Source organism: Pseudomonas sp. FSO-7 (assembly GCF_059579345.1).
The window spans coordinates 1,473,687-1,497,933 of the sequence record NZ_CM184193.1; the positions used below are offsets into that span (position 1 = coordinate 1,473,687).

General features: G+C 61.9%; 20 protein-coding genes and 2 pseudogenes. 12 read left to right on the forward strand and 10 right to left on the reverse strand.

Features of this window, described 5'->3' with window-relative positions; genetic code table 11:
• Nucleotides 1–34 precede the first annotated feature (34 nt).
• Together AC515T_RS06390 and gntR are read right to left on the reverse strand one after the other, a co-directional pair.
• On the reverse strand, nucleotides 35–595 hold the full coding sequence (locus AC515T_RS06390; protein ID WP_496531837.1) for a hypothetical protein: 561 nt from the start codon (nucleotides 593–595) through the stop codon (nucleotides 35–37).
• 158 nt (nucleotides 596–753) lie between these two features.
• Entirely contained in the window at nucleotides 754–1,785 is a 1,032-nt protein-coding gene (gntR, locus tag AC515T_RS06395; protein ID WP_496531838.1) for an HTH-type transcriptional regulator GntR, read from the reverse strand.
• 216 nt (nucleotides 1,786–2,001) lie between these two features.
• Between gntR and AC515T_RS06400 the strand changes: the two genes are divergently transcribed.
• Both AC515T_RS06400 and AC515T_RS06405 read left to right on the forward strand, forming a co-directional pair.
• Complete coding sequence (locus AC515T_RS06400; protein ID WP_305482897.1) at nucleotides 2,002–2,535, forward strand: gluconokinase; 534 nt, start codon at nucleotides 2,002–2,004, stop codon at nucleotides 2,533–2,535.
• Between the two features lie 91 nt (nucleotides 2,536–2,626).
• The gene (locus AC515T_RS06405) at nucleotides 2,627–3,979 is read left to right on the forward strand and encodes a GntP family permease (protein WP_122566821.1); all 1,353 of its coding nucleotides are present in this window, start codon (nucleotides 2,627–2,629) and stop codon (nucleotides 3,977–3,979) included.
• 139 nt (nucleotides 3,980–4,118) lie between these two features.
• Here the strand turns inward: AC515T_RS06405 and alaC are convergent, their stop codons facing one another.
• The gene (gene alaC, locus AC515T_RS06410; protein WP_109755768.1) at nucleotides 4,119–5,336 is read right to left on the reverse strand and encodes an alanine transaminase; all 1,218 of its coding nucleotides are present in this window, start codon (nucleotides 5,334–5,336) and stop codon (nucleotides 4,119–4,121) included.
• Between the two features lie 208 nt (nucleotides 5,337–5,544).
• Here alaC and AC515T_RS06415 point away from each other — a divergent pair, with 208 nt between their 5' ends.
• The gene (locus AC515T_RS06415) at nucleotides 5,545–6,207 is read left to right on the forward strand and encodes a LysE family translocator (RefSeq protein WP_496531839.1); all 663 of its coding nucleotides are present in this window, start codon (nucleotides 5,545–5,547) and stop codon (nucleotides 6,205–6,207) included.
• Nucleotides 6,208–6,287: 80 nt separating this feature from the next.
• The gene (locus AC515T_RS06420) at nucleotides 6,288–6,776 is read left to right on the forward strand and encodes a GyrI-like domain-containing protein (protein WP_496531840.1); all 489 of its coding nucleotides are present in this window, start codon (nucleotides 6,288–6,290) and stop codon (nucleotides 6,774–6,776) included.
• An 11-nt stretch (nucleotides 6,777–6,787) separates the two neighbouring features.
• Here the strand turns inward: AC515T_RS06420 and AC515T_RS06425 are convergent, their stop codons facing one another.
• Together AC515T_RS06425 and AC515T_RS06430 are read right to left on the reverse strand one after the other, a co-directional pair.
• Entirely contained in the window at nucleotides 6,788–7,393 is a 606-nt protein-coding gene (locus AC515T_RS06425; protein WP_122566883.1) for a pyridoxamine 5'-phosphate oxidase family protein, read from the reverse strand.
• Nucleotides 7,394–7,428: 35 nt separating this feature from the next.
• Nucleotides 7,429–7,914: a GNAT family N-acetyltransferase gene (locus tag AC515T_RS06430; RefSeq protein ID WP_496531841.1), complete on the reverse strand. Its 486-nt coding sequence runs from the start codon at nucleotides 7,912–7,914 to the stop codon at nucleotides 7,429–7,431.
• Between the two features lie 141 nt (nucleotides 7,915–8,055).
• On the opposite strand from AC515T_RS06430, the gene AC515T_RS06435 reads away from it, so the two are divergent.
• From AC515T_RS06435 to AC515T_RS06450, 4 genes are all read left to right on the forward strand, one after another.
• Complete coding sequence (locus tag AC515T_RS06435) at nucleotides 8,056–8,490, forward strand: YybH family protein (protein ID WP_496531842.1); 435 nt, start codon at nucleotides 8,056–8,058, stop codon at nucleotides 8,488–8,490.
• Nucleotides 8,491–8,557: 67 nt separating this feature from the next.
• On the forward strand, nucleotides 8,558–8,902 hold the full coding sequence (locus AC515T_RS06440) for a YciI family protein (protein WP_496531843.1): 345 nt from the start codon (nucleotides 8,558–8,560) through the stop codon (nucleotides 8,900–8,902).
• A 27-nt stretch (nucleotides 8,903–8,929) separates the two neighbouring features.
• A complete protein-coding gene (locus AC515T_RS06445; RefSeq protein ID WP_496531844.1) occupies nucleotides 8,930–9,406 on the forward strand; it encodes an SRPBCC family protein in 477 nt (158 codons plus the stop codon).
• A complete protein-coding gene (locus AC515T_RS06450; RefSeq protein ID WP_496531845.1) occupies nucleotides 9,406–10,641 on the forward strand; it encodes an RNA polymerase sigma factor in 1,236 nt (411 codons plus the stop codon). The genes AC515T_RS06445 and AC515T_RS06450 overlap by 1 nt, the downstream gene beginning before the upstream one ends.
• Nucleotides 10,642–10,940: 299 nt before the next feature.
• Here the strand turns inward: AC515T_RS06450 and AC515T_RS06455 are convergent, their stop codons facing one another.
• The 4 genes and pseudogenes from AC515T_RS06455 to AC515T_RS06470 form a co-directional block, all read right to left on the reverse strand.
• On the reverse strand, nucleotides 10,941–12,284 hold the full coding sequence (locus tag AC515T_RS06455) for an imelysin family protein (RefSeq protein WP_496531846.1): 1,344 nt from the start codon (nucleotides 12,282–12,284) through the stop codon (nucleotides 10,941–10,943).
• Nucleotides 12,285–12,553: 269 nt separating this feature from the next.
• A pseudogene (locus tag AC515T_RS06460) lies at nucleotides 12,554–14,601 on the reverse strand (putative bifunctional diguanylate cyclase/phosphodiesterase).
• A 296-nt stretch (nucleotides 14,602–14,897) separates the two neighbouring features.
• Nucleotides 14,898–15,494, reverse strand: coding sequence for a superoxide dismutase (locus AC515T_RS06465; RefSeq protein WP_496531847.1), 597 nt, complete (start codon nucleotides 15,492–15,494; stop codon nucleotides 14,898–14,900).
• Nucleotides 15,495–15,669: 175 nt separating this feature from the next.
• Complete coding sequence (locus AC515T_RS06470; RefSeq protein WP_496531848.1) at nucleotides 15,670–16,272, reverse strand: LysE/ArgO family amino acid transporter; 603 nt, start codon at nucleotides 16,270–16,272, stop codon at nucleotides 15,670–15,672.
• A gap of 98 nt (nucleotides 16,273–16,370) precedes the next feature.
• Here AC515T_RS06470 and AC515T_RS06475 point away from each other — a divergent pair, with 98 nt between their 5' ends.
• From AC515T_RS06475 to AC515T_RS06490, 4 genes and pseudogenes are all read left to right on the forward strand, one after another.
• Nucleotides 16,371–17,279, forward strand: coding sequence for a LysR family transcriptional regulator ArgP (locus tag AC515T_RS06475; protein ID WP_496531849.1), 909 nt, complete (start codon nucleotides 16,371–16,373; stop codon nucleotides 17,277–17,279).
• 42 nt (nucleotides 17,280–17,321) lie between these two features.
• Nucleotides 17,322–18,314, forward strand: a complete 993-nt coding sequence (locus tag AC515T_RS06480) for an NAD-dependent epimerase/dehydratase family protein (protein ID WP_496531850.1) — start codon at nucleotides 17,322–17,324, stop codon at nucleotides 18,312–18,314.
• Nucleotides 18,315–18,420: 106 nt separating this feature from the next.
• Nucleotides 18,421–19,296, forward strand: coding sequence for an ATPase (locus AC515T_RS06485; RefSeq protein WP_496531851.1), 876 nt, complete (start codon nucleotides 18,421–18,423; stop codon nucleotides 19,294–19,296).
• Nucleotides 19,297–19,550: 254 nt separating this feature from the next.
• Nucleotides 19,551–20,394 (forward strand): annotated as a pseudogene (locus AC515T_RS06490) (cache domain-containing protein).
• Nucleotides 20,395–21,360: 966 nt separating this feature from the next.
• Here AC515T_RS06490 and rapA read toward each other — a convergent pair.
• Nucleotides 21,361–24,207 carry an RNA polymerase-associated protein RapA gene (gene rapA / locus AC515T_RS06495; protein WP_496531852.1) on the reverse strand — a complete coding sequence of 949 codons (2,847 nt, stop codon included), beginning with the start codon at nucleotides 24,205–24,207 and terminating at the stop codon, nucleotides 21,361–21,363.
• Between the last annotated feature and the right edge of the window lie 40 nt (nucleotides 24,208–24,247).

Here is a 24,247-nt window from a genome sequence, read left to right on the forward strand (position 1 = left end):
ACCCCAGCTCAATCGCTGCGCCCTGTGCCGAGGCTCAAAGCGAGGCGAGAAACATGTCCGTGGCCGAGGCTTTGTCGTCCGTGCGACTCTCCTGAACCTTTTCCACTTGTGCCATCGCTGACTTGTCCTGCATGCGCTGGGCAATCTCCTGGCTGACTGCCATTTGCTTCTCGGGCGGCATCGCCTCGAACTCTTCCTCGGTAATACCCATCTCTTCGAGAATGCTGTCGCGCAGACGCTCTTCGGGCGTCTTGCTCATGTAGTCCTTGAACGCTGCCGTGGCGGAGCCGCCAAGGGTCGTGGTCTCTTCAGGCATTGACGAAGCCACGGTCTGCAGTTGCACGCGGGTCTTGGCGAACGCCTCATCCACCTTGTCGCTGATGGCGGTGGCGGCATTGACCTGTTGCGTGGCGCGTCGGGTGAAGGAATCCTGGACCTGGACCTGGGCACTGCCCTGGCTGGCCTGGGCCTGGACGTTATCGCGCAACGCCTGCAACGCGGCGCTTTGCAGGCCGCTGGCGGCTTCGGCGGTGGGATCCTCGCCCGGGCGTTTGAGTGGCAAGACCATCGCTTGCTGTTTGGCACTGACCAACATGATGAACACCTGTAGGTAATGGCTGAGCGATGGGCAGGAGCAATTCCCATGCCGTTGCTTCGAGGGCCCTATTCCAAGGGCTGTGGACAAGCGTATGGCGAGCGGGGCGGCCAACCCTTGCCGTCGGACGGCATGGATCGACCGCTTGAGCATGGCGCTCAGGTGCTTTCGCGGACCTTGAGTTCGAAGCCCATGTCCACCACCGGCTGGGCGATGCGGTTGCCGGCCATCAGCGTCAGCATCTGTTCGGCGGCGCGGCGACCGATGGCTTCCCTTGGGGTGCTGATGCTGCTCAGGCGCGGCACCATGTGGGCCGAGGCGGGCAGGTCGTTGAAGCCCAGGACCGAGACCTGCTCGGGGATCTTGATGCCGCAGCGCAATGCCTCGAACAAAGCGCCGTGGGCCAGGTCGTCGTTGCCGAAGAAGATCGCATCGACGTCCGGGTGGCTGTCGAGCAATTGCAGGAACAATTCGCCACCCAGGCCCACCGAGGATGGGCGCGGGGTCAGCAGTTCCAGGTCCGGGTCATACAAACCGGCTTTCTGCAGGGCGCGGCGAAACCCTTCGCCGCGCAGCAGGGTACGTTGGTCCAGTTGCGCGCCGATGTAGGCCAGACGCTTGCGGCCCTTGGAAATCAAGTGCTCGGCCGCCGTTTCGCCGGCCTTGAGCTGGGAGAAACCGACGCAGTTGAGCCCGGCACCGGGGTCCAGTTCCATCATGTACACGCACGGAATGTTACTGGCCTCGATCATGCGCCGGGCGCTTTCGGTGCGGTCGAAACCGGTCAGCAGCAACCCCCGTGGCTGATAGGCCATGTAGTTGCGCAACAGGTCTTCTTCCTCGTCCCGGGAGTAGTGGTAGTTGCCGATCACCACTTCGAAGCCCTTGGGCCGTAGCACCCGATGGATGGCTTCCAGGGTGTCGATGAACAACAGGTTGGACAACGACGGCACCAGCACCACCACCGAATGGCTCTGGGCCGAAGCCAGGGCGCGGGCGGCGGGATTGACGACGTAGTTGAGTTCCGCGGCGGCCTGGCGGACTTTTTCCACCAGTTCCGAGGCGACGGTGCTGACGCCGCGCAGGGCACGGGAGGCGGTGATGGGGCTGACACCGGCCAGGCGTGCGACTTCGTTGAGCGTGGGGCGACCGGTGGTGCGAGTATTCTTATCGTTTTTAGGGGCGGTCATCAGGGCGGCTTGCCAAACAAAAATCAAGGTACTAAGGTAGCGCTGTCTCGACGCCGCTGCAAATGCGTGAGCGGGGGTTGCCTGATCTCCCGTCCGTTGGTGTCGTGAACGAACATGCTGCAACCACAAAAATGACAAGAAGGCGTCGGCAACTTCTGCTTTTGCTGCGGTGTCATAACTGGCAAAGGTAGCGCTGTCTGCGCGCTGAGGTGTTACATGAACAATCCCATCACCGCCCTGGTCATCATGGGCGTTGCCGGTTGCGGCAAAACTTGCGTCAGCCAGGCCCTGTGCCAATTGAGCGGCGCCACCGCCATCGAAGGCGACACGTTCCACCCTGCGGCCAACATCCAGAAGATGAGCGCTGGTATCCCCTTGAACGACGACGACCGTGCCGGCTGGCTCGACAGCCTGTGCGACGAGTTGCGCCGTGTCGACGCCACGGGCGAGCGCCCGGTGCTGACCTGCTCGGCCCTCAAGCACAGTTATCGCGAGCGTCTGCGCAGCGCCTTGCCAGGCCTGGGCTTCGTATTCCTTGAATTGACCCCCGAAGTGGCCGCCGACCGGGTTTCCCACCGTCCTGGCCATTTCATGCCGTCGACCCTGATCGACAGCCAGTTCGCCACCCTTGAATCCCCTGTCGGCGAGCCCCTGACCCTGGCTCTGGACGCGTCCAGCCACAGCGTTGACGAACTGGCACAGCAGGCTTACGTCTGGTGGTTGGCCCACGGTTTGAAGCTTGCCAGTTGAGTTTCAAAAATTTGCGTCAGAAAGATAGCGCTGTCCCGACGGCTCATCAATAACTGCTTCAATAACAACAACAAATCAGGAGACACCTCCCATGTTCGGCATGTCCCACGAGACGTTTCTACTGCTTGATGCAGTGGTCACGGTGATCGGACTCATCGTCCTCATCACCAAGTTCAAATTCCACCCGTTCATTGCACTGACCATCGCCGCCGCGTTCCTCGGCCTGACGTCGGGCATGCCGACCGGCACCATCATCAAGGCGTTCCAGGACGGCTTCGGTGGCGTGCTGGGCTTTGTCGGCATCATCCTGGCGCTGGGCACGATGCTCGGCAAGATGATGGCCGAGTCGGGCGGGGCCGATCAGATCGCCCAGACCCTGATCCGCGCCTTCGGCAAGGACAAGGTGCAGTGGGCCATGATGTTCGCCGCGTTCCTGGTGGGTATCCCGCTGTTCTTCGAAATCGGCTTCGTGCTGCTGATCCCGCTGGTGTTCATCGTTGCGCGTCGCACCGGCGTGTCGATCATCAAGATCGGTATCCCGCTGCTGGCCGGCCTTTCCGCGGTCCACGGCCTGGTGCCGCCGCACCCGGGGCCGCTGCTGGCGATCGGCATATTTGGCGCTGACATCGGCAAGACCATTCTTTATGGTCTGATCGTCGCGCTGCCGACCGCTATCATTGCCGGGCCGATTTTCGGTACGTTCATTGCCAAGCACATCCCCGGCCATCCTAACCAGGAGTTGGTGGACCAACTGGCCCGCGAGACGAACTCCGCCGAGCTGCCAAGTTTCAGCATCACCTTGATCACCGTGCTGTCGCCGGTGTTCCTGATGCTGCTCAAGACCTTTGCTGACGTAGCGCTGCCGGACGGCAACCTCTTCCGCGTCTGGATGGACATGATCGGTCATCCGATCTCGGCCTTGCTGCTGGCGCTGTTGCTGTCGCTGTACACCTTCGGCTACAAGCAGGGCATCGGTTCCAGCCAGATGCTCAAATGGCTGGACGCCAGCCTCGCGCCGACCGCCGCGATCATCCTGATCATCGGTGCCGGTGGTGGCTTCAAGCAGATGCTGGTCACCAGCGGCGTGGGCGATGTGATCGGTCACATGGCGGTGAGCGCGCAGATCTCGCCGATCCTGCTGGCGTGGCTGGTGGCTGCGGTGATCCGTATCGCCACAGGTTCGGCGACGGTGGCGACCATTACCGGTGCCGGGATCGTGGTGCCGGTGGTGGGGATGATGCCGGGTGTGAACCGTGAGCTGCTGGTGCTGGCGACCGGTGCCGGTTCGTTGATCCTGTCCCACGTCAACGATGCGGGCTTCTGGCTGGTCAAGCAGTACTTCAACATGACCGTGGCCGAGACCTTCAAGACCTGGACCGCGATGGAAACCATCCTGTCCGTGGTGGGCTTGATCTTTATCCTGCTGCTGTCGCTGGTGGTCTAAGCAACAACGCATAACCCACTGTGGGAGCGAGCTTGCTCGCGATGGCGGACTGACAGTCGATACCTTCGCTGACTGTTATGCCGCTATCGCGAGCAAGCTCGCTCCCACATTGGTTTCTGGTGATCAGCTTGGTTTTGTGTCAGGCGCCAGGTTTGTTTATCAACCCATCCGCCCGAAACATCCCACGGATCCCACGCACCGCCTGGCGAATCCGGTCCTGGTTCTCGATCAGCGCAAAGCGCACGTGATCGTCCCCATACTCCCCGAACCCCACCCCCGGCGAGACGCAGACCTTGGCTTCGGCCAGCAGTTTCTTGGCAAATTCCAATGAGCCCAGGTGCGCATAGGCCTCGGGAATCTTGGCCCAGACGTACATCGAGGCCTTGGGATTTTCCACCATCCAACCCAGTTCATGCAGGCCCTTGACCAGCACGTTGCGGCGCTGGCGGTACTGCTCGGCGATGTCGCGCACGCATTGCTGGTCGCCTTCGAGGGCGGCGATGGCGGCCACTTGCAGCGGGGTGAAGGTGCCGTAGTCGTGGTAGCTCTTGATCCGCGCCAGGGCGCTGACCAGTTCCGGGTTGCCCACCATGAAACCGATGCGCCAGCCGGCCATGTTGTAGCTCTTGGACAGGGTGAAGAACTCCACCGCGATGTCTTTCGCGCCCGGCACTTGCATGATCGACGGGGCTTTCCAGCCGTCATAGACGATGTCGGCGTAGGCCAGGTCGTGGATCACCAGCACGTCGTACTGCTTGGCCAGGGCGATGACCCGCTCGAAGAAGTCCAGCTCCACGCACTGGGCGGTGGGGTTGGAGGGGAAGCCGAGGATCATCATCTTCGGCTTGGGAATCGAGCCGCGGATGGCCCGCTCCAGTTCGTCGAAGAAATCCACCCCTGGCACCAGCGGCACCGAACGCACCTGGGCGCCGGCGATCACCGCGCCGTAGATGTGGATCGGATAGCTGGGGTTGGGCACTAGCACCGTGTCGCCCTGGTCCAGGGTCGCCAGCATCAGGTGGGCCAGCCCTTCCTTGGAGCCAATGGTGACAATGGCTTCGGTTTCCGGGTCGATGTCCACCTCATAGCGGTCCTTGTACCAGCGCGAAATGGCGCGGCGCAGGCGCGGGATGCCTTTGGAGGTGGAGTAGCCGTGGGTGTCTTCACGCTGGGCGACGGTGACCAGTTTTTCCACGATGTGCGGGGGCGTGGCGCCGTCGGGGTTACCCATGCTCAAGTCGATGATGTCTTCGCCGCGCCGACGCGCAGCCATCTTCAGCTCGGCAGTGATATTGAATACATACGGGGGGAGTCGATCGATGCGCGCAAAGCGGCGCGGCGAACCTTGTTCGGCCATTGTTGCCTCGAGATACGTGAGCGCCCGGAACCGTCCGAGCGACGTTGGCCACTGCGGTGGCCTGCGGCGCAAGATAATCGGGCGGATGTCGGATTGTCCAGTAGCCGCGCCCAACTATTTTCGACGACACTGTCGACCTCGCCGCGCAGCCATCAACGATGGCTGCGGGCAGTTGAATTCGCCGCACCCCAATCGAACGGAATGAATGATGGAATTTTCCAGCGGTTTCCTGCTGAGTCTCTCCCTGTGCCTGGACATTGGCGTGGCCAATATCGCGATGATCACCCTGGCGATGCAACGCGGCTATTTCCAGGGCTTCGCCTTGGGCCTGGGCACTTGCGTGGGCGATCTGATCTACGCCGTCCTGGCCTTGGCCGGCATGACCGTGCTGCTGCAATACGAGGCGGTGCGCTGGGTGCTGTGGGTCGGCGGCTCGGTGTTGTTGCTGTACTTCGCGGCGAAAATGATCCACTCGGCGATCTATCACAGCGCGGTACTGGCCGAGGCCGGCGAGGTGCAGGGCAACTCATCGCGTCAGGAGTTCTTGCGCGGAATTTTCCTGGCCATGTCATCGCCCAGCGCCATCCTCTGGTTCGCGGCGGTGGGCGGTACGCTGATCGCCCGTTCGGGTGGCGGAACCTTGCTCAGTTCGGCGCTGTTCCTCAGTGGTTTTCTCTGCGCCGGGCTGCTGTGGTGCGCGGCCCTGTGCCTGGCGGCGACCCAGGGCGGCAAATTGTTGGGGGATAAACTGTTGCGGTACTCCTATTGGGCATCCGCCGCGATCTTCTGCTATTTCGCGGTGTACGTGATTGTTTCTGGCTACAACGAGTTTGTAGGGAAAGTCGTCACCAGCGCCCTGCCTGGCATCTGACAAGCGAAACGGCCCTGGCAATTACGGTTTGGCTTCTATACTGCCAAGCCCGACTTCACGTTTTGCTGGAGTGTTGCCGCATGGAAAAGCCCAAACGCGATTACACAGCCGTACCACGCTTTGAACAGGGACGTTTTCAGCTCATCGCCGGTTTTGGTGCTCGGTTTACCCAGGACACTGCCCAAGACATCCCTTTGCTCTGGGAAAAGTTCCTGCCCTGGCTCGGCAAGGTGCCAGGGCAGAAAGATGAAGTGACCTACGGCGTGTGTTGCAACCCGGACGAGGAGGGTGGGTTCGAATACATCGCCGGCGTGGAAATCAGCCGGCTCGACGATTTGCCGCCACAATACCGTTGGATCGAGATCCCGCCCGGGCCCTACGCCGTGTTCGAACACAGGGGCCCGCTGAAGACACTGCCGCAAACCTTCCAATACATCTGGAACGAATGGTTACCGCAGTCCGGCCACGAAGGGGCCTGCACACCGGAATTCGAACGCTACAGCGAAGACTTCAACCCCAGGACCGGCCAAGGCACCCTGGAGATATGGATCCCGCTCAAGCCGAGTTGAGCGTCGCGGCTTCAGTACAGGCTGGCCTGCACCCGTGCGGGCGCTTCACGGTCGTAAGTCTCGGCATCGAACTGCCCATCATTCAAGCGCTTGTGGATTGCCCCGGCGCTGGGCAGGGCCGAGCGTTCAAGGTGGCGAGCCGGATTCCACAGGTCTGAACGCACGATGGCTTTGGAGCAATGGAAAAACGCCGCTTCGACCGACACCAGCAGCACCGTGCGAGCTGGTTTGCCGTTGACCGCAAAGCGCTCCAGCAGTGCGGGTTCGGCGCTGATCCGGGCGGCACCGTTGACCCGCAAGGTCTCGCCAATCCCGGGAATGAGGAACAGCAGCGATACCCGCGGATCGTGCAGAACGTTGCGCAGGGTGTCGATGCGGTTGTTGCCGGGACGATCCGGCAAGGCCAGGGTGCGTTCGTCGAGGATCTGCACGAAACCCGGCACATCGCCCCGGGGCGAGCTATCGAGGCCATCGGGCCCTGCCGAACCGATGACCACCAGCGGTGAAGCCCGGATCATCGCCTGATAATCCTCGTTCAGGAAGGGAATCTGTTTACGCACTGCCCGTTCGTGGGGCAGGCCATAAAGGGCTTCCAACTGTTCAATCGACGTCAACATCATCCATTCATCCTGAGTCTATTGGGCAAGTTCTTTCAAAACACCAACCCCATCCGCCGCTCATAACCGATGCGGCCCTTGTAGGCTTCGCCACTGTCGACCCAGCCCAGCCGGGTGTACAGGCCGATGGCCAAGTCGTTGTCGGCGTCGACCGAAAGTTCCAGCCCACGGATTTCCGGCCAGGCGGCTCGTGCCACGGCGGGCAGCGCCTGCAGGCAGGCCTTGCCATAGCCTTTGCCCTGGGCTCGGTGGTCGACTTGCAGGGCATGCAGGGTGGCGCTGTGTTCGTTGGCCCAGGCGGGCAGTACCGGCGGGCGCTTGAGCAGCAGGAAGGCCACGGGCACCTCTCCAGCCAATAGCGCAAAGCCTTTGACTCCGGGGCCGGGCTTGGACAGCAGCGTGTGCAGGGCGCCATGGATATCGCCGGCGAACTTGATCTGTTCGGGGTGGATTGCGATGGCGCTGACCTGTTCGCGTTGCAGCGGGGTCAGGTCTTCGTAGGGGACGAGCTGAGGAGTCACAAAAACGTCCGTTGTTTGCCGACAGAATAGGACCTGGATTCTAGCGAATTTTTTTCTTTGGATTATTTTTGTTGGATTGTCGATTCGCTGTTTCTCCAAACGACAAAGGGTGCCTTCAACAAAAAACTGCGGAGAATCACCATGAATACCCAAGCCACTGAAACCCAGATCCAGGCCCTGATCGACACTTATCGCCAAGCCGTCATGGCCAAGGACGTTGAAAAAGTCATGGCGCTCTATGACGAAGACATTGTCTCGTTCGACGCCATCCAGGCCCTGCAATTCAAGGGCAAGGCCGCTTACCGGGCCCATTGGCAAGCCTGTATGGAAATGTGCCCCGGCCCGCACAAGTTCGACTTTCATCAGGTCAGGATTACGCCGGCCGACAACATTGCCTTCGCCCATTGGCTGGCCTATTGCGGCGGCACCAACGAAAAAGGCGAGGAACAGGCCTGCTGGATGCGTGTGACGGCCTGCTACCAGCGTGTAGCCGGACAGTGGCGGATCGTCCACGAACATTGGTCCGCTCCGTTCGACCCGATGGCCGGGACGGCGCTGTTCGACCTGCAGCCCTGATCGTCGGTTTTTTCGCCGAGCGTCATTCTGCCGTTCATAGTTGATCAGTCCGATCGCGGAGCCTTCCATGAAGTACCTATGCCTGGTGTATAGCAACGAACACACACTGCACAACTCGCCCGACAGCCCGGAGGACGCCGAGTGCATGGCCTATGCCGAATCGATCCAGGGCAGTGGACGCATGCTGGCCGCCGAGGCGTTGGAGTCGGTACAGACCGCCACCACGGTGCGCATGTGCGGCGGCAAGCTGTCGATCACCGACGGCCCATTCGCCGAGACCAAGGAGCAACTGGCGGGCTTCTACCTGATCGACGCCAAGGATCTCAACGAAGCCATCCAGGTCGCCGGCAATATCCCGGCGGCCCGGGTCGGCTGTGTCGAAGTACGACCGGTACGCCAACTGAACCCCTGAACAACAATCACAAACAGGATTTCATTCATGAACCTTACAGCTGCCCCTTACGCGTTATCCATCAGCCGGGTCATTGACGCCCCGCGCCAGAAGATCTTCCGCGCCTGGACCGAGCCGGGCTTGCTCGTCCAATGGTGGGGTCCCCATGGCATGACCACGCCGGAGTGCGAAATGGACCTGTGGGTCGGCGGTCAGTTTCGCACCCTGATGCGCGCCCCCGATGGCAGTGAATACCCGACCATGGGCGTGTTCCTGGAAATTTTTGCCCCGCAGCGCCTGGTGTTCACTGATGCGTTCCTGCCCGGCTGGATTCCCTCTGGCAAGGCTTTCATGACCGCTGAAGTGCTGCTGGATGAGGTGGACGGCAAGACCCGTTACACCGCCCGGGCACTGCACTGGAACGAGGAGGATCGCCAGGCACACGAAGCCATGGGCTTCCATGACGGTTGGGGGCAGAGCCTGGACCGGCTTGAGACGCTGGTTACCCAAGGCATGCCCGACTGATGTCGGTCGAAACGGTCAAGGCGCGGGTCGAGCAGGTTTATCGGCAGGATTCGCGGCGGATCCTGGCGACGCTGATTCGCCTGCTGGGGGACTTCGATCTCGCGGAAGAGGCCTTGCACGAGGCCTTTTTCGTGGCGGTCGAGCGCTGGCAGCGCGACGGTGTGCCGGACAACCCGCGGGCCTGGCTGGTGTCTGCCGGGCGCTTCAAGGCCATCGACAGTTTGCGAAGGCGCGCGCGTTTCGCCGCGTCCCGACCGATGTTGATGGCTCAACTCGAGGCGCTGGAGCAGGACCCGTGGAGTGACGAGGACGTGGAAGACGATCGCCTGCGGCTGATTTTTACCTGTTGTCACCCGGCCCTGGCGGCGGATGCCCAGGTGCCCCTGACGCTGCGGGAAGTCTGCGACCTGACCACCGAGCAAATCGCCCGGGCATTCCTCGCCGCCCCGGCGGCCATTGCCCAGCGCATCGTGCGGGCCAAGGCGAAAATCCGCGATGCCAGGATCCCCTATCAGGTGCCGTCCCGCGCGGAACTGCCGGAGCGGCTGGACAGCGTGCTGCGGGTGATCTACTTGGTGTTCAACGAAGGGTATTCAGCCTCGATGGGGGCCGAGCTGACCCGCGAAGACCTGACCCGCGAAGCCATCCGTCTCGGGCGTCTGCTGATGGAGTTGCTGCCTGAGGCCGAGGTCATGGGGTTGCTGGCGTTGATGCTGCTGCACGAGTCCCGGCGACCGGCGCGAACGTCGTCGACCGGTGAGCTGATCCTGCTGGATGAACAGGCGCGATCCTTGTGGGACGCCGAGCTGATCGCCGAGGGCTGCGCATTGGTGGAAGCCGCGCTGAAGACTCGACGGTTCGGACCGTACTGCCTGCAAGCGGCGATTGCGGCGGTGCATGCCGAAGCGTCGACGGCAGAGGAGACCGATTGGCCGCAGATCGTCGGGCTTTATGATGTGCTGCTGCGGGCCGTGCCGTCGCCGGTGATCGAACTCAACCGCGCCGCCGCCCTGGCCAAGCGCGACGGGCCGGAAGCCGGCTTGCGCCTGGTCGAGGCGATCCTGGGGCGTGGGGAGTTACTCGACTATCACTTGGCCTACTCGGCGCAGGCAGAGTTCTGTCGCCAATTGGGACGATTGGACGAGGCGAGGGCGGCGTATCGACGCGCGCTTGAGTTGACGCAGCAATTGCCGGAACGGCTGTTTATCGAAGGGCGGCTTGCGGGGTTGCAGTGATGAGCCACCAAACGACGAAACTCCTGTGGGAGCGGGCTTGCTCGCGAAGGCTGAGTGTCAGGCTACACCAATGTTGACTGTGCCGACGTCTTCGCGAGCAAGCCCGCTCCCACAAGGGAGTTGATGGCTGATCGCGCATTTTTGAAACCCCAGAAACCACTGTGGGAGCGAGCTTGCTCGCGATAGCGGTGGACCAGCCAACATCAATGTCGGCTGATAGACCCCCATCGCGAGCAAGCTCGCTCCCACAGGTTTTGTGGCTTGGCTGGCTGCGTTAACCCTCAACCAGCCAACGTTGATCAGAACTCGTGATCAGCGTTGTCCGGGTTCAGGTCGCTGATGCCCAGTTTGCCCGCAGCCTGTTCGATCGAACCGGTCTGCTTGACCAGTGCGGCGATGGCATCGCGCACGATCTGGTTGCCGGCGGTGTTGCCGGCGGCGATCAGTTGGTCGTAGTGCTCACCCTTGTTGGCGTGATCGACCATGACCTGGATCTTGGCCTCGGTGTCGGCCAGGTCGGCCTTGAGCGCGGTGTCCGCGGCCGGGTCGGCCTTGGCGACCAGGGACGACAGGCTGGCGCCGGTCATCTTGCTGCCGTCGACACGGGTGTACTCGCCCAGGTACACGTTACGCACACCCTTGGCATCGTAGAAATGCGAGTTATGAGTGTTGTCGCTGAAGCAATCCTGCTCGTCTTCTGGCGAGTTGGCTTCCAGGGACACCTTCATACGCTCGCCCGCCAGTTCACCCAGGGACAGGCTGCCCATGCCGAACAGCATCTTGCGCAGGCCGCTTTCGGCCGGCTCGGCTTCCAGGGTGGCGCGGTAGTTGTCGGCCACGTTCGGCTTCCAGTTGCCGACCATTTCCTGCAGGTCATTGACCAGCAGTTGGGTCACGGACTTGAGGTAGGCACGACGACGGTCGTTGTGGCCGCCAGTGGCGCCGGCGCCTTCCAGGTAATCCGACGCTGGGCGATTGCCGGCACCCGGACCAGTGCCGTTGAGGTCCTGGCCCCACAGCAGGAATTCGATGGCGTGGTAGCCGGTGGCGACGTTGGCCTCGGAACCGCCCAGCTCGTTCAGGCTGGCGAGTTTTTCCGGGGTGATGTCCTTGACGTCGACCTTGTCTTCGCCCACCTGGACTTCGGTATTGGCGATGATGTTCGCGGTCGCGCCCGGGTTACCCAAGGCGTGCTCGTAGGATTTGTCGACGTAGTCGATCAGGCCTTCGTCCAGGGGCCAGGCGTTCACTTGGCCTTCCCAGTCGTCGATGATGGTGTTGCCGAAGCGGAACACTTCGCTTTGCAGGTACGGCACGCGTGCGGCGACCCAGGCAGCCTTGGCGGCTTTCAAGGTCTCGGCGTTCGGCTTGGCCAGGAACGCGTCGACGGCGGTTTGCAGGGTCTTCGCAGTGGATTCGGCATCGCTGTAGACGGCATAGACGATGTCGGCATAGTGCGCGACAACGGCCTTGGCGGCGGCTTCGTCGATTTTGCCAGCGGCAGCAGGGGCGACCGGTGCCGCAGTGCTCGCGGCCGGCGTTGGCGCTTGCGGCGCGGCGGCCTTGTCTTTGCCTTCGCCGCAACCGGCGAGGGAAATAGCGATGGCCAACAGACTGGCGGTAGCCAGGGGCATACGAATCATGGCGAACATCCTGCTTCGGTGATGGATGGGACGGGCGCGAGGGTGCGCAAAAACTGCGACATAATGCGAAAGATTTGCATTATGTGTAAAGGGTTATGGTTGTAAATATTTCTATTTAATGATGCGGATCACCCCCTCTCGGCGGCGTCCGTAGGCGCTGTCGAGCGAAGCGAGGCTGCGATCTTTCCCCTGTCGCTTGAATCCCAAGCGAAAACAAAGGATCGCAGGCTTCGCCAGCGCCTACAGGGGCTTGGTGCCCAGGAGAGGAATCAGATGATGGACACCTTGGCGCGCTCGGCCTGCTTCAGGTAAAGGCCCAACTCCCGTGCCGGCAGCGGTTTGCTGTAGTAGTACCCCTGACCTTCGTGGCAGCCCTCGGCGATGATGTAGGCTTCCTGCTCGACCGTCTCGACGCCTTCGGCAATGACCTGCATCCCCAGGCTTTTGCCCAACTGGATGATGGCCCGGACGATGGTTGCGTCGTCTTCGTCGTCGAGCAGGTCCTGGACGAAGCTCTTGTCGATCTTTTGTCCAGCGGCAGGCTCTTGAGATAGCTCAGGGACGAATAGCCGGTGCCGAAGTCATCGATGGCAATCAGCGCCCCGGAGCGGCGCAGGCTCAGCAGGTGCTGGGCCGCAGTGGTGATGTCTTCCATCAGGCCGGTCTCGGTGACTTCCAGCTCCAGGCTGCGCGGCGGCAGTCGGTACATCTGCAGGAGATTGTTCACCACCCGCGGCAGTTCGGCGTGGTGCAGTTGCACCGTCGACAGGTTGACCGCCATGCGCAGGTCGAGGAAACCCTGGTCGTGCCATTCGCGCAATTGCCTGCATGCCTGGTCCAGCACCCATTCACCAATGGCGATGATGGTGCCGTTCTGCTCGGCCAGGGGAATGAACAGGTCCGGTGGCACCAGGCCGTGCTCGGGATGGTGCCAGCGGATCAGGGCTTCGGTGCCTACCACCCGCAGGTCGCGGTAGCTGATCTGTGGCTGGTACACCAGGCTGAATTGCTCGCGGGCCAGGGCCTCGCGCAGGTCTTTTTCCAGTTCGCGACGGCGGCGCATCTCGCTGTCGACGCTGGCAATGTAGAACTGATAGCGATTGCGCGAGCGGCTTTTGGCCAGGGTCATGGTCTGCTCGGCTTTCTGCAACAGTTTCTCGGTGCTGTCGCCGTCTTCGGGGAAGAGGGTGATGCCGATGGTGGCCCGCAGGCGGATTTGCTGGTCGTCGATGGCGAACGGCGCTTCCAGGTCATCGAGGATGCTCTGGGCCAGTTCGGCGGCCTCGTACGGCTGTTCGATGTCGGCCTGGACCAGGGCGAATTGGTCGCCCCCCAGCCGTGCCAGTGCGCCGAGCCGACCGCTGTGGGCCCGCAGTCGATCGGCCAGGGCCAGCAGCAATTGGTCGCCGGTCTGATAGCTGAACTGTTCGTTGATGCCCTTGAAATCATCCAGCCCCACACACAGCACCGCCACCCGACGTTGCAGGCGTCCGGCGTCCACCAGGATCTTGTCCAGTTGCTGTTGAAGCTGCTGGCGGTTGGGCAGGCCAGTGAGAAAGTCGTACTGGGCCATTCGCAGCAGGCTGTTTTCCGCTTCGTGGCGCAGGTGCGTGTTGCGCTCGATGGATTCGAGCAGTTGGTTGGCCGTGTTGATCCACAGGCCCAGCTCGTTTTGCTCGTGGCCGCGCAACTGCGGGATTTTGTGCGCGCTGGGGCGATCGGGGTTGATTTCGGTCAGGTGCTCGATGATCCGCGACAACGGCTTGGTCAGCAGCCAGTGATAGACCAGGTACAGCACCAGGCCCATGGCCAAGGCCCGCAGCATCCCGGAGATGAAGATGATCACCGAGCTGACGATGAAGCCCTCGCCGTAGGTGGCGGTGTCGAGGGTAATGCTCAGGTCGCCGTAATATTCGCTGTAGGGGCCACGTCCCACCAGTTGCGTGGTGAAGGTGCGCTCCTTGCCCAGGATCAGGTCGGTCAGCCAGCGGCTTTCGGAGTGCTGCAGGGGCCGGGCTTTTTCGGCGAGCATGGTTTCGCGGGGATGGCCGATGGAAGCCATGCGCACGGCTTCGTCCTGGAACAGGCCTTCGATCACCTGCATGCCCATTTCCCGGTCCAGGCTGTAGACGGCCTGGGTCGATGGATCGCGGAACATGTCGAGGATACGCTGGGCGTCACTGGCGACGGCCTGGTTGGTTTTGTAGGCATCGAACACGATTTGGGCGCAGCTCAAGACCACGCCAACGATCAATGCCGAGAGGAGCACGACCCGGAGCAACTTCACAGACAAGCTGTTCTTGAGTTCCAGCTTCAAAGAGTGGTTCCTTGTTCCGTGCGGGTAGCGTCAAGTTGCCATGAGTATTGGCAATCCTGTGATGTCAGTCAAAGGGACAATCAAACACAAGGGTTTTCGCTTGAAACCTGACCGATATACGTTTTTTCCAGAGTGATTGCTCTACGACCATTGTGTCGGTTGAAAGGCACCGCAACTTGAGGCCCGCCGGGATTTTTTCTTGGGTTCCGGACGCGAGGCATTTTGCTTGCGCTCAATTTTGCCGCGCCCAAAAAAAACCCGGCATGGCGCCGGGTTTCTTTGGTCTGGCATCGAGCTTAGGCAGTGAAGGCTTTGCCTTCGAACTGCTCGGCGACGAATTTCCAGTTGACCAGGTTCCAGAACGCTTCGACGTACTTCGGACGAACGTTGCGGTAGTCAATGTAGTAGGCGTGTTCCCACACGTCGCAGGTCAGCAGCGGGGTGTCACCGTTGGTGAGTGGGTTGCCGGCGCCGATGGTGCTGGCCAGGGCCAGGGAACCGTCAGCCTTTTTCACCAGCCAGCCCCAGCCGGAACCGAAGGTGCCGATGGACGTCTTGCTGAACTCTTCCTTGAACTTGTCGAACGAACCGAAGGCTGCATTGATGGCGTCAGCCAGCGCGCCGGTAGGTTGACCGCCGGCGTTTGGCGCCAGGCAGTTCCAGTAGAAAGTGTGGTTCCAGACCTGAGCGGCGTTGTTGAAGATACCGCCCGAGGAAGTCTTGACGATTTCTTCCAGGGTCTTGCCTTCGAACTCGGTGCCAGGCACCAGGTTGTTCAGGTTCACGACGTAGGTGTTGTGGTGCTTGTCGTGGTGGTATTCCAGAGTCTCTTTGGAGATGTGCGGCTGCAGTGCATCGTGTGCATAGGGCAGCGGCGGCAATTCGAAAGCCATGGTGATTCTCCTAATCAGGTCAGTTGCGGTGAGCGCAAGGCCGATCACGGGCGGCCAGACTAGCGCCGGGGAGTTTGTACTCTTTGCGGCGCAGGAGTCGGATCATAGCACCAGGGGGGCGGCATAACCACGCAACAACTGTGTGGAATAGAGGCTCCAGAGCGGTTTGGAATAATCAGCCGGAGACAATCAGTTGCATCGCCACGGTAAACATCATCACCGCCACCAACAGGTCCAGGATCCGCCAGGTGCTTGGCCGGGCCAACCAGGGGGCCAGCCATGCGGCGCCGATGGCGAGCGTGAGGAACCACAGCAGCGAGGCACTGGCGGCGCCCATCACATAAGCGCCGGGCACGCTTTGCTGGGCACCGAGGGAGCCGATCAGCAGCACCGTGTCGAGGTAGACATGGGGGTTGAGTAGCGTGACCGCCAGCGCGCTGAGCAACACCGCCCGCAACGAGCGCACGGCCTGGTTTTCACCCTGTTGCAGGCTTTGCTTCGAACAGGCCCGGCGCAAGGCCAGGCTGCCGTACCAGAGCAGGAACGCCGCGCCGCCCCAACGGGCAATCGACAGCAGCAACGGACTCTGGGCCAGCAAGGTCGCCAAGCCGAAAACCCCGGCGGCGACCAACAGGGCGTCGCAGGCGATGCACAGCGCCGCGACCGGCAAGTGGTGCTCGCGGCGCAGGCTCTGGGCCAGCACGAATGCGTTCTGGGTGCCAATGGCCATGATCAGCCCGAGGGCCACCAAGAGCCCGTTCACATAGCTTTGCCACATCGTTTTATCCCCCGGTCAGTTGATGAATTGCTGGCCATTCTCCGGTGGCGAGCTGTATAAGAAAAACCAATATTGCTGATTGCTCATTAGGGAAACTGATGTTCGATTACAAATTGCTCTCTGCCCTGGCCGCCGTGGTCGAGCAGGCCGGTTTCGAGCGCGCGGCCCAAGTGCTGGGCCTGTCGCAATCGGCCATTTCCCAACGGATCAAGTTACTGGAGGCGCGGGTCGGCCAGCCCGTTCTGGTACGTGCCACACCGCCGGCGCCGACGCAAATCGGTCGTCGGTTGCTCAACCACGTGCAACAGGTGCGGCTGCTCGAGCGCGACCTGCAGAGCCTGGTGCCAGCGCTGGATGAAGAGGGGCTGCCGGAGCGTCTGCGCATCGCCTTGAACGCCGACAGCCTGGCGACCTGGTGGGCACTGGCCGTAGGCGATTTCTGCGCTGAACATCAGCTGTTGCTCGACCTGGTGGTGGAAGACCAGACCGTTGGCCTCAAGCGCATGCGCGCCGGTGAGGTGGCGGCCTGTGTCTGCGCCAGCGAACGCCCGGTGGCGGGCGCCCGCAGCGTCCTGCTGGGGGCGATGCGCTACCGGGCGATGGCCAGCCCGGCCTTCATCGCCCGGCATTTTCCCGACGGTGTGCGGGCCGATCAACTGGCCCGTACGCCGGCATTGGTGTTTGGCCCGGATGATTTCCTGCAGCACCGCTACCTTGCGTCCGTAGGCGTGGAGGGCGGTTTCGAGCATCATTTGTGCCCCTCATCCGAAGGTTTCATCCGTCTTGCCGAAGTGGGGCTGGGCTGGGGACTGGTGCCAGAGCTGCAAGTGTGCGAACAGCTGGAACGAGGCGTGCTGGTGGAATTGTTGGCAGATAAACCGATCGATGTGCCGCTGTACTGGCATCATTGGCGCAACGGTGGGCAGTTGCTCGGCTTATTGACCGAGCGATTGATCGCAGCGGCAGGCAGCACGCTGCAAGCGGTCAGTGACAAGCGCTTGGCTTGACGCTTATGGCTTGTAGCTCGAATCTGATTTTTAGGAGCATGCATGAAGATTTTGGTCACCGGCGCGAGCGGCTTCATTGGCGGGCGCTTTGCGCGTTTCGCCCTGGAGCAGGGCCTGGATGTACGGGTCAACGGTCGCCGGGCCGAGGGTGTGGAACATCTGGTACGGCGCGGTGCGCAGTTCGTCCAAGGCGATCTGAGCGACCCGCTGCTGGCCCGCGACCTGTGCGTGGATGTCGAGGCCGTGGTGCATTGCGCCGGCTCCGTGGGGCTGTGGGGCCGCTACCAGGATTTCCACCAGGGCAATGTCCAGGTCACGGAAAATGTCGTCGAGGCTTGTCTCAAGCAGAAGGTGCGACGCCTGGTTCATCTGTCCTCGCCGTCCATTTACTTCGACGGCCGTGACCACCTCGGGTTGACCGAAGAGCAAGTGCCCAAGCGCTTCAAGCACCCTTACGCCGCCACCAAGTACCTGGCCGAGCAGAAAGTCTTCGGCGCTCAGGAGTTCGGCCTCGAAGTGCTGGCCCTGCGCCCGCGTTTCGTGACCGGTGCCGGTGACATGAGCATTTTCCCGCGCCTGTTGAAAATGCAGCGCAAGGGACGACTGGCCATTGTCGGCAACGGCTTGAACAAGGTGGATTTCACCAGTGTGCAGAACCTCAACGAAGCGTTGCTCAGCAGTCTGCTGGCCACCGATTCAGCCTTGGGCAAGGCCTACAACATCAGCAACGGCGCACCGGTCCCGCTGTGGGATGTGGTCAATTATGTGATGCGCCAGATGGAAGTCCCACAGGTCCGGCGTTATCGTTCCTACGGCCTGGCTTACAGCGTCGCGGCCTTGAATGAAGGTGTCTGCAAACTGTGGCCGGGCCGCCCCGAACCGACGCTGTCGCGCCTGGGCATGCAAGTCATGAACAAAAATTTCACCCTGGACATCAGCCGGGCCCGGCATTATCTCGATTACGATCCGCAGGTCAGCCTGTGGACGGCGCTCGATGAATTTTGCGCTTGGTGGAAGGTCCAAAACGGCCGCTGATCGGCCCATCATGAACCGAGTGCCAGGTTCGGGGTCAATCGGTGCGGCGGGTGAGAGGGTTATACTCGCCGCATCAAGCCATTACCGGTTTCCCAAAGGTCGAACCATGCCCATGCGTAACGATGCCAACGACGACTTCGATGATGTGCCGAGCCTGCGGATGCGGGCCGACATTCCCGATGACGATGATTTCATGCCCAACCGCCAGCCCCACGTGCAGGCGCGCCCGGCGCCCGTTGCCGCGGCCAAGGTCAAGGGGGCCAGCACCGGGCCGCTGTGGGCGTTGGTCGGCGCGCTGCTGTGTGCGTTGGGTTTCCTGGCCTGGTGGAGTTTTCAGCAGATTTCCCTGATGGAACAGCAACTGGTGGCGACTCAGGAAAGCTTCGCCCGGATCAGCGAGGATGCGGCGGGGCGCTTGCAGGACATTTCCGGCAAGGTGGTCGCCGGGCAGTCCAACGTCATGAGCGACAGTGAAGCCTTGAAGCTGCAGATCAAACAGTTGGACAACAAGCTGCAGGAGCAGGCCCGGCAATTCGACAGCAAGCTGGTGGAGCAGTACAAACAGCAGCAAGCCACATTCGGTCCATCCGCCGACCTGGACAAGGAGCTGGCCCAACTCATCGCCCAGGCCTCGGAACAGCAGAACACCAACACTCAGCTGCAAGCTTCGAACAAGGAGCTCCAAGCCCAGGTCAAGGCGCTGGCGGCTGAAGTGACCGCCCTGAAAAGCCAGGGCGAGGGTGGTGCTCTGGATGCCCAGCTCAAGAGCATCGGCGCCGACATCACCGCCCTGAAAAGGGCCACCTCCAACTCTGCCATCGATCGCCTGGAGCAGGACGTGATCGTGCTCAAGAGTCAGCAGGACAAGGGCGGCAACACTGCCGAGTTCGACGCCTTCCGCGGCCAGGTCACCCGTAACATCAACACCCTGCAGGCGCAGATCCAGAACTTGCAGCAGCAACTCCGCAACGGGGGTCAATAAGCCTGTTGGCGCTTGTTCGCCAGAGTGCAGCGTCAGTGCCATCAGGCTGAATGCGCCGCCGCTATCGCGAGCAAACTCGCTCCCACACTGGATGGTGCTTACCCCGTGGGAGCGAGCCTGCTCGCGATGACGCCGTTTCAGTCAATATCAATACCCCGCTGCTCACCCGGCTCCCCAGCAATTCCCTGAATACTCCAACATCACCCCACGCCGTCTACGCTCTTGAAACACCAACAAGAACGAGGGGCGTGCCCATGGGTTTTTTTCAAAGAATGGCCTGGCTGGGCGCAATGCTCATGCTGGGGCTGGCTCAGGCCCAGGCGGCCACTGAGGACGATGGTCAGGCGGCCCGGGCGTTGCTGGAGAAGGCTCTGGCCTATTACCACGACAACGGCGACAAAGCCTTTGCCGCCTTCAGTCGTCAAGGGGAATTCGTCGACAAGGATCGCTACGTGTTCGTTGTGGATACCCAGGGTGTGATGCTCGCCAGCGGCGGGCCGTCTTCGGCGTTGATCGGGCGGGACGTGTCCGAGGTGCTGGGGCCGGATTTGCGCAAAGCCTTCAAGGACGCCTTGAAAACCCCCGAGGCCAGTGGCATCCAGCAAGCCGAGTACCGCTGGCAGAACTGGGCGGACGGCAAGGTCGAGCGCAAGCATGTGTATTTCCAGCGTGTCGGCGAGCGAATCCTGGCCGTCGGCTACTACCTGCCCCGGGCTTCCGCCGAACAGGCCAGGGCGCTGTTGGACAAGGTCTCGAGTGACCTGCTGAAAAACGAGAAAGCCACGCTGACGGCGGTTAACTCCCTCAAGGGCGGTTACCTGCAGGATGATTTTGTATGTCTTTGTCGTCGACCTTGATACCCGGCGCTATGTCGGTCATGGCACCAATTTGCGTTTGATCAATACTGACTTTGCCAGGGTCAAGGATCCGGATAGCAAACCGGTTGGGGAGCCGATCCTGGCCATGATCGGCAAGCAGGATGTGGGGGAGTATGAGTATCGCTGGAAGAATCCGGTGACCGGGAAGGTTGAGGACAAGCATGCGTACCTGAAGAAGGTCGGGCATTTTCTGGTGGCGGTGGGGTATTACAGTCCTTGAGGGGGGGCTTCGTTTGGTGTGTATATCCGTTGCTGCGGTAACGGCTACTTAGGGTTCCGCTCTTACAGCGGGTCACTTTTGGAAGAGCGCCAAAAGTAACCAAAAACGCTTTGCCCCACCACTCGGCACCTCGCCTAGGCTCGGTGTGCCCGAACGAAGGCATTGCTCCGTGGGCCCGCCGCGAAGGGCCATCCATGGCCCAGCGCGGCTACCTCGGCATCCATGCCGAGGTGCCCACTGCGCAATGCCTGCGTTCGGCCATCGTGGTTAACGGGGCGCCCCAGATCAAAAACAAAAGCGAGGCGGCCTGATAGCCGACCTGGTTCTTGGTGGGGATCGCGTTCCCCCTGTGGGAGCGGGCTTGCTCGCGAAGGCGGTGTGTCAGTTTGTGGTGATGTTGGATGTGCCGGCCCCATCGCGAGCAAGCTCGCTCCCACAGGGGACAGGGTGCGCATGAATTTTTGTGCCTGTTGAAAATCCAGTGTGGGAGCGGGCTTGCTCGCGATGGCGGTGGCTCAGTCAATGAAGATGTTGGATGTGCTGACCTATTCGCGAGCAGGCTCGCTCCCACTGGGGAATTGGGGCACATGAGTTTTGTGCCTGCTGAAAATCCAGTGTGGGAGCGAGCCTGCTCGCGATGGCGGTGTCATAGCCGATGAAGATGTTGGATGTGCCGGCCTCTTCGCGAGCAAGCCCGCTCCCATAGGAAAAACGCGGTCCCACCAAGAACCAGGTCGGCTATCAGGCCGCCTCGCGGCGGGCCCACGGAGCAATGCCTTCGTTCGGGCATGCCGAGCCTAAGCGAGGCACCGAGTGGTGGGGCAAAAGCGTTCTGCTTACTTTTGACTGGGCCGGCTTCCGGGCTTCTCAAAAGTGAGCCGCCGTAAGGGCGGAACCGTCAGCGGCCGTTACCGCAGCAACGGATATACACCCGATAAAAGCACCACAGCCGGCCCCCAGCCAAAATCACCCAGCCACCAACACCCGAATCGCCTCCAAACGCAACGCCGCCTTCTCAAGCATCGCCAACCCTTGCTCGCGCTGTTGGCGCAGGGCCACCAGCTCGCTGTCGCGCACGGTTGGGTTGACCGCTTGCAGCGCGGTCAGGCGTGCCAGTTCCTCGTCGGTATCGGCGGCCAGGCGGCGCTGGGCCTCGGCCACGCGCTCGGCGTGACGCGGGGCGATCTTCTCTTCGCCGGCATTGATCCGCGGCGTGAGCTGGTCGCGCTGGGCCTGGATGAACTTGTTGGCGCTGGCGCGGGGCACGCTTTCGAGTTGGTCGTTCAGGGTTTCGAACGAAACCCGGGCGGCCAGGTCGTTGCCGTTGGCGTCCAGCAGGCAGCGCAGGGCGGCCGGTGGCAGGTAGCGGCCCAGTTGCAGCGAGCGCGGGGCGACCACTTCACTGACGTAGAGCAGTTCCAGCAACACGGTGCCGGGCTTGAGCGCCTTGTTCTTGATCAGCGCCACGGCGGTGTTGCCCATCGAGCCGGACAGCACCAGGTCCATGCCGCCTTGCACCATCGGGTGCTCCCAGGTGATGAACTGCATGTCTTCGCGAGACAGCGCCTGGTTGCGGTCGTAGGTGATGGTCACACCTTCGTCGTCGCCCAGCGGGAAGCTGGCGTCGAGCATTTTTTCGCTTGGCTTGAGGATCAGCGCGTTTTCCGAATGGTCCTCGCTGTCGATACCAAAGGCGTCGAACAGGGTTTCCATGTAGATCGGCAGGGCAAACTGGTCATCCTGTTCAAGAATGGCCTCCACCAGCGCATCGCCTTCACCGGCGCCCCCGGAGTTGAGTTCCAGCAAACGGTCGCGACCGGTGTGCAGCTCGGCTTCCAGGCGCTCGCGTTCGGCGCGGGCCTCGTCGATCAGCGCTTGCCACTGGCCATCGTCGGCTTCTTCCAGCAAGGGCAGCAGGCGCGGGCCGAACTGGTGCTGCAAGGCGTTGCCGGTCGGGCAGGTGTTGAGAAAGGCATTCAGGGCTTCGTGATACCACTGGAACAGCCGCGCTTGCGGGCTGGTTTCCAGATAAGGCACATGCAGCTCGATGACGTGCTTCTGGCCGATCCGGTCCAGACGACCGATACGCTGCTCCAGCAGGTCCGGGTGGGACGGCAGATCGAACAGCACCAGGTGATGGGCAAACTGGAAGTTGCGACCCTCACTGCCGATTTCCGAGCAGATCAGCACCTGAGCGCCGAACTCTTCGTCGGCGAAATAGGCCGCCGCACGGTCACGCTCCAGGATGTTCATGCCTTCGTGGAACACCGTGGCCGGGATGCCGGAGCGCACGCGCAGGGCATCTTCCAGGTCCATGGCGGTTTCGGCGTGGGCACAGATCACCAGCACCTTGGTGCGCTTGAGCATCTTCAGGGTGTCGATCAGCCACTCGACCCGCGGGTCGAAACGCCACCAGCGCTCCTCCTCGCTGGCGTCCGGTTGGGCCTGGAAGCTGACTTCCGGGTACAGCTCGGCATGATCGCCCAACGGCAATTCGAGGTATTCGGGCGGGCAGGGTAGAGGGTAGGCGTGCAGCTTGCGCTCGGGAAAACCCTGCACGGCGGCGCGGGTGTTGCGGAACAGCACGCGGCCGGTGCCGTGGCGGTCCAGCAGTTCACGCACCAGGCGGGCGCTGGCTTCGATATCACCATCATTGACGGCGGTCAGCAATGCTTCGCCTTCATTGCCCAGGAAGCCGTGGATGGTCTGGTGGGCCTCAGGCGAGAGGCGACCTTTGTCCAGCAGCTCCTGCACGGCTTCGGCCACCGGGCGATAGTTTTCGCTCTCGGCACGGAAGGCCTTGAGATCATGGAAGCGGTTCGGGTCCAGCAGGCGCAGGCGGGCGAAGTGGCTGTCCTGACCCAGTTGTTCCGGAGTCGCGGTCAGCAGCAGTACGCCGGGGATGGTTTCGGCAAGCTGCTCGACCAGGGCGTATTGTGGGCTGACCTGGTCTTCGTGCCAGACCAGGTGATGGGCCTCGTCGACCACCATCAGGTCCCAGCCGGCGGCGAACAGCGCGTCCTGGGCCTTTTCATCGTCCACCAGCCACTCCAGCGCCACCAGGGCCAGTTGGGTGTCTTCGAACGGATTGCTGGCATCGCTTTCGATGAAGCGTTCTTCGTCGAACAGCGCGACCTGCAGGTTGAAGCGCCGACGCATTTCCACCAGCCACTGGTGCTGGAGGTTTTCCGGCACCAGGATCAGCACGCGGTTGGCGCGGCCGGACAGCAATTGACGGTGGATGACCAGGCCGGCCTCGATGGTCTTGCCCAGGCCCACTTCGTCGGCCAGCAATACCCGCGGTGCAATGCGGTCGGCCACTTCACGGGCAATGTGCAGTTGGTGGGCAATCGGCTGGGCACGTACGCCGCCCAAGCCCCAAAGTGAAGACTGCAACTGGCGACTGGTGTGTTCCAGGGTATGGTAGCGCAGGGAGAACCAGGCCAGCGGGTCGATCTGGCCGGCGAACAGACGGTCGCTGGCCAGGCGGAACTGGATGAAGTTCGACAGTTGGGTCTCGGGCAGGGTGACGACTTCGTTCTGCCCGTTGAGGCCGTGGTAGACCAGCAGCCCATCGACGTCATCGACTTCGCGCACGGTCATCTTCCAGCCTTCGAAGTGAGTGATCACATCGCCCGGCGAAAACCGTACACGGGTGAGTGGCGCATTCCGTAGCGCGTACTGGCGAGTGTCGCCAGTGGCCGGATAGAGCACGGTCAACAAGCGGCCATCCTGTGCCAGAACGGTGCCTAAACCCAGCTCGGCTTCGCTGTCACTGATCCAGCGTTGCCCCGGTTGATACTGCTGCGCCATGCTGCCTGACTCCCGCCTTGAAAAAGCCGGTTATCTTAAC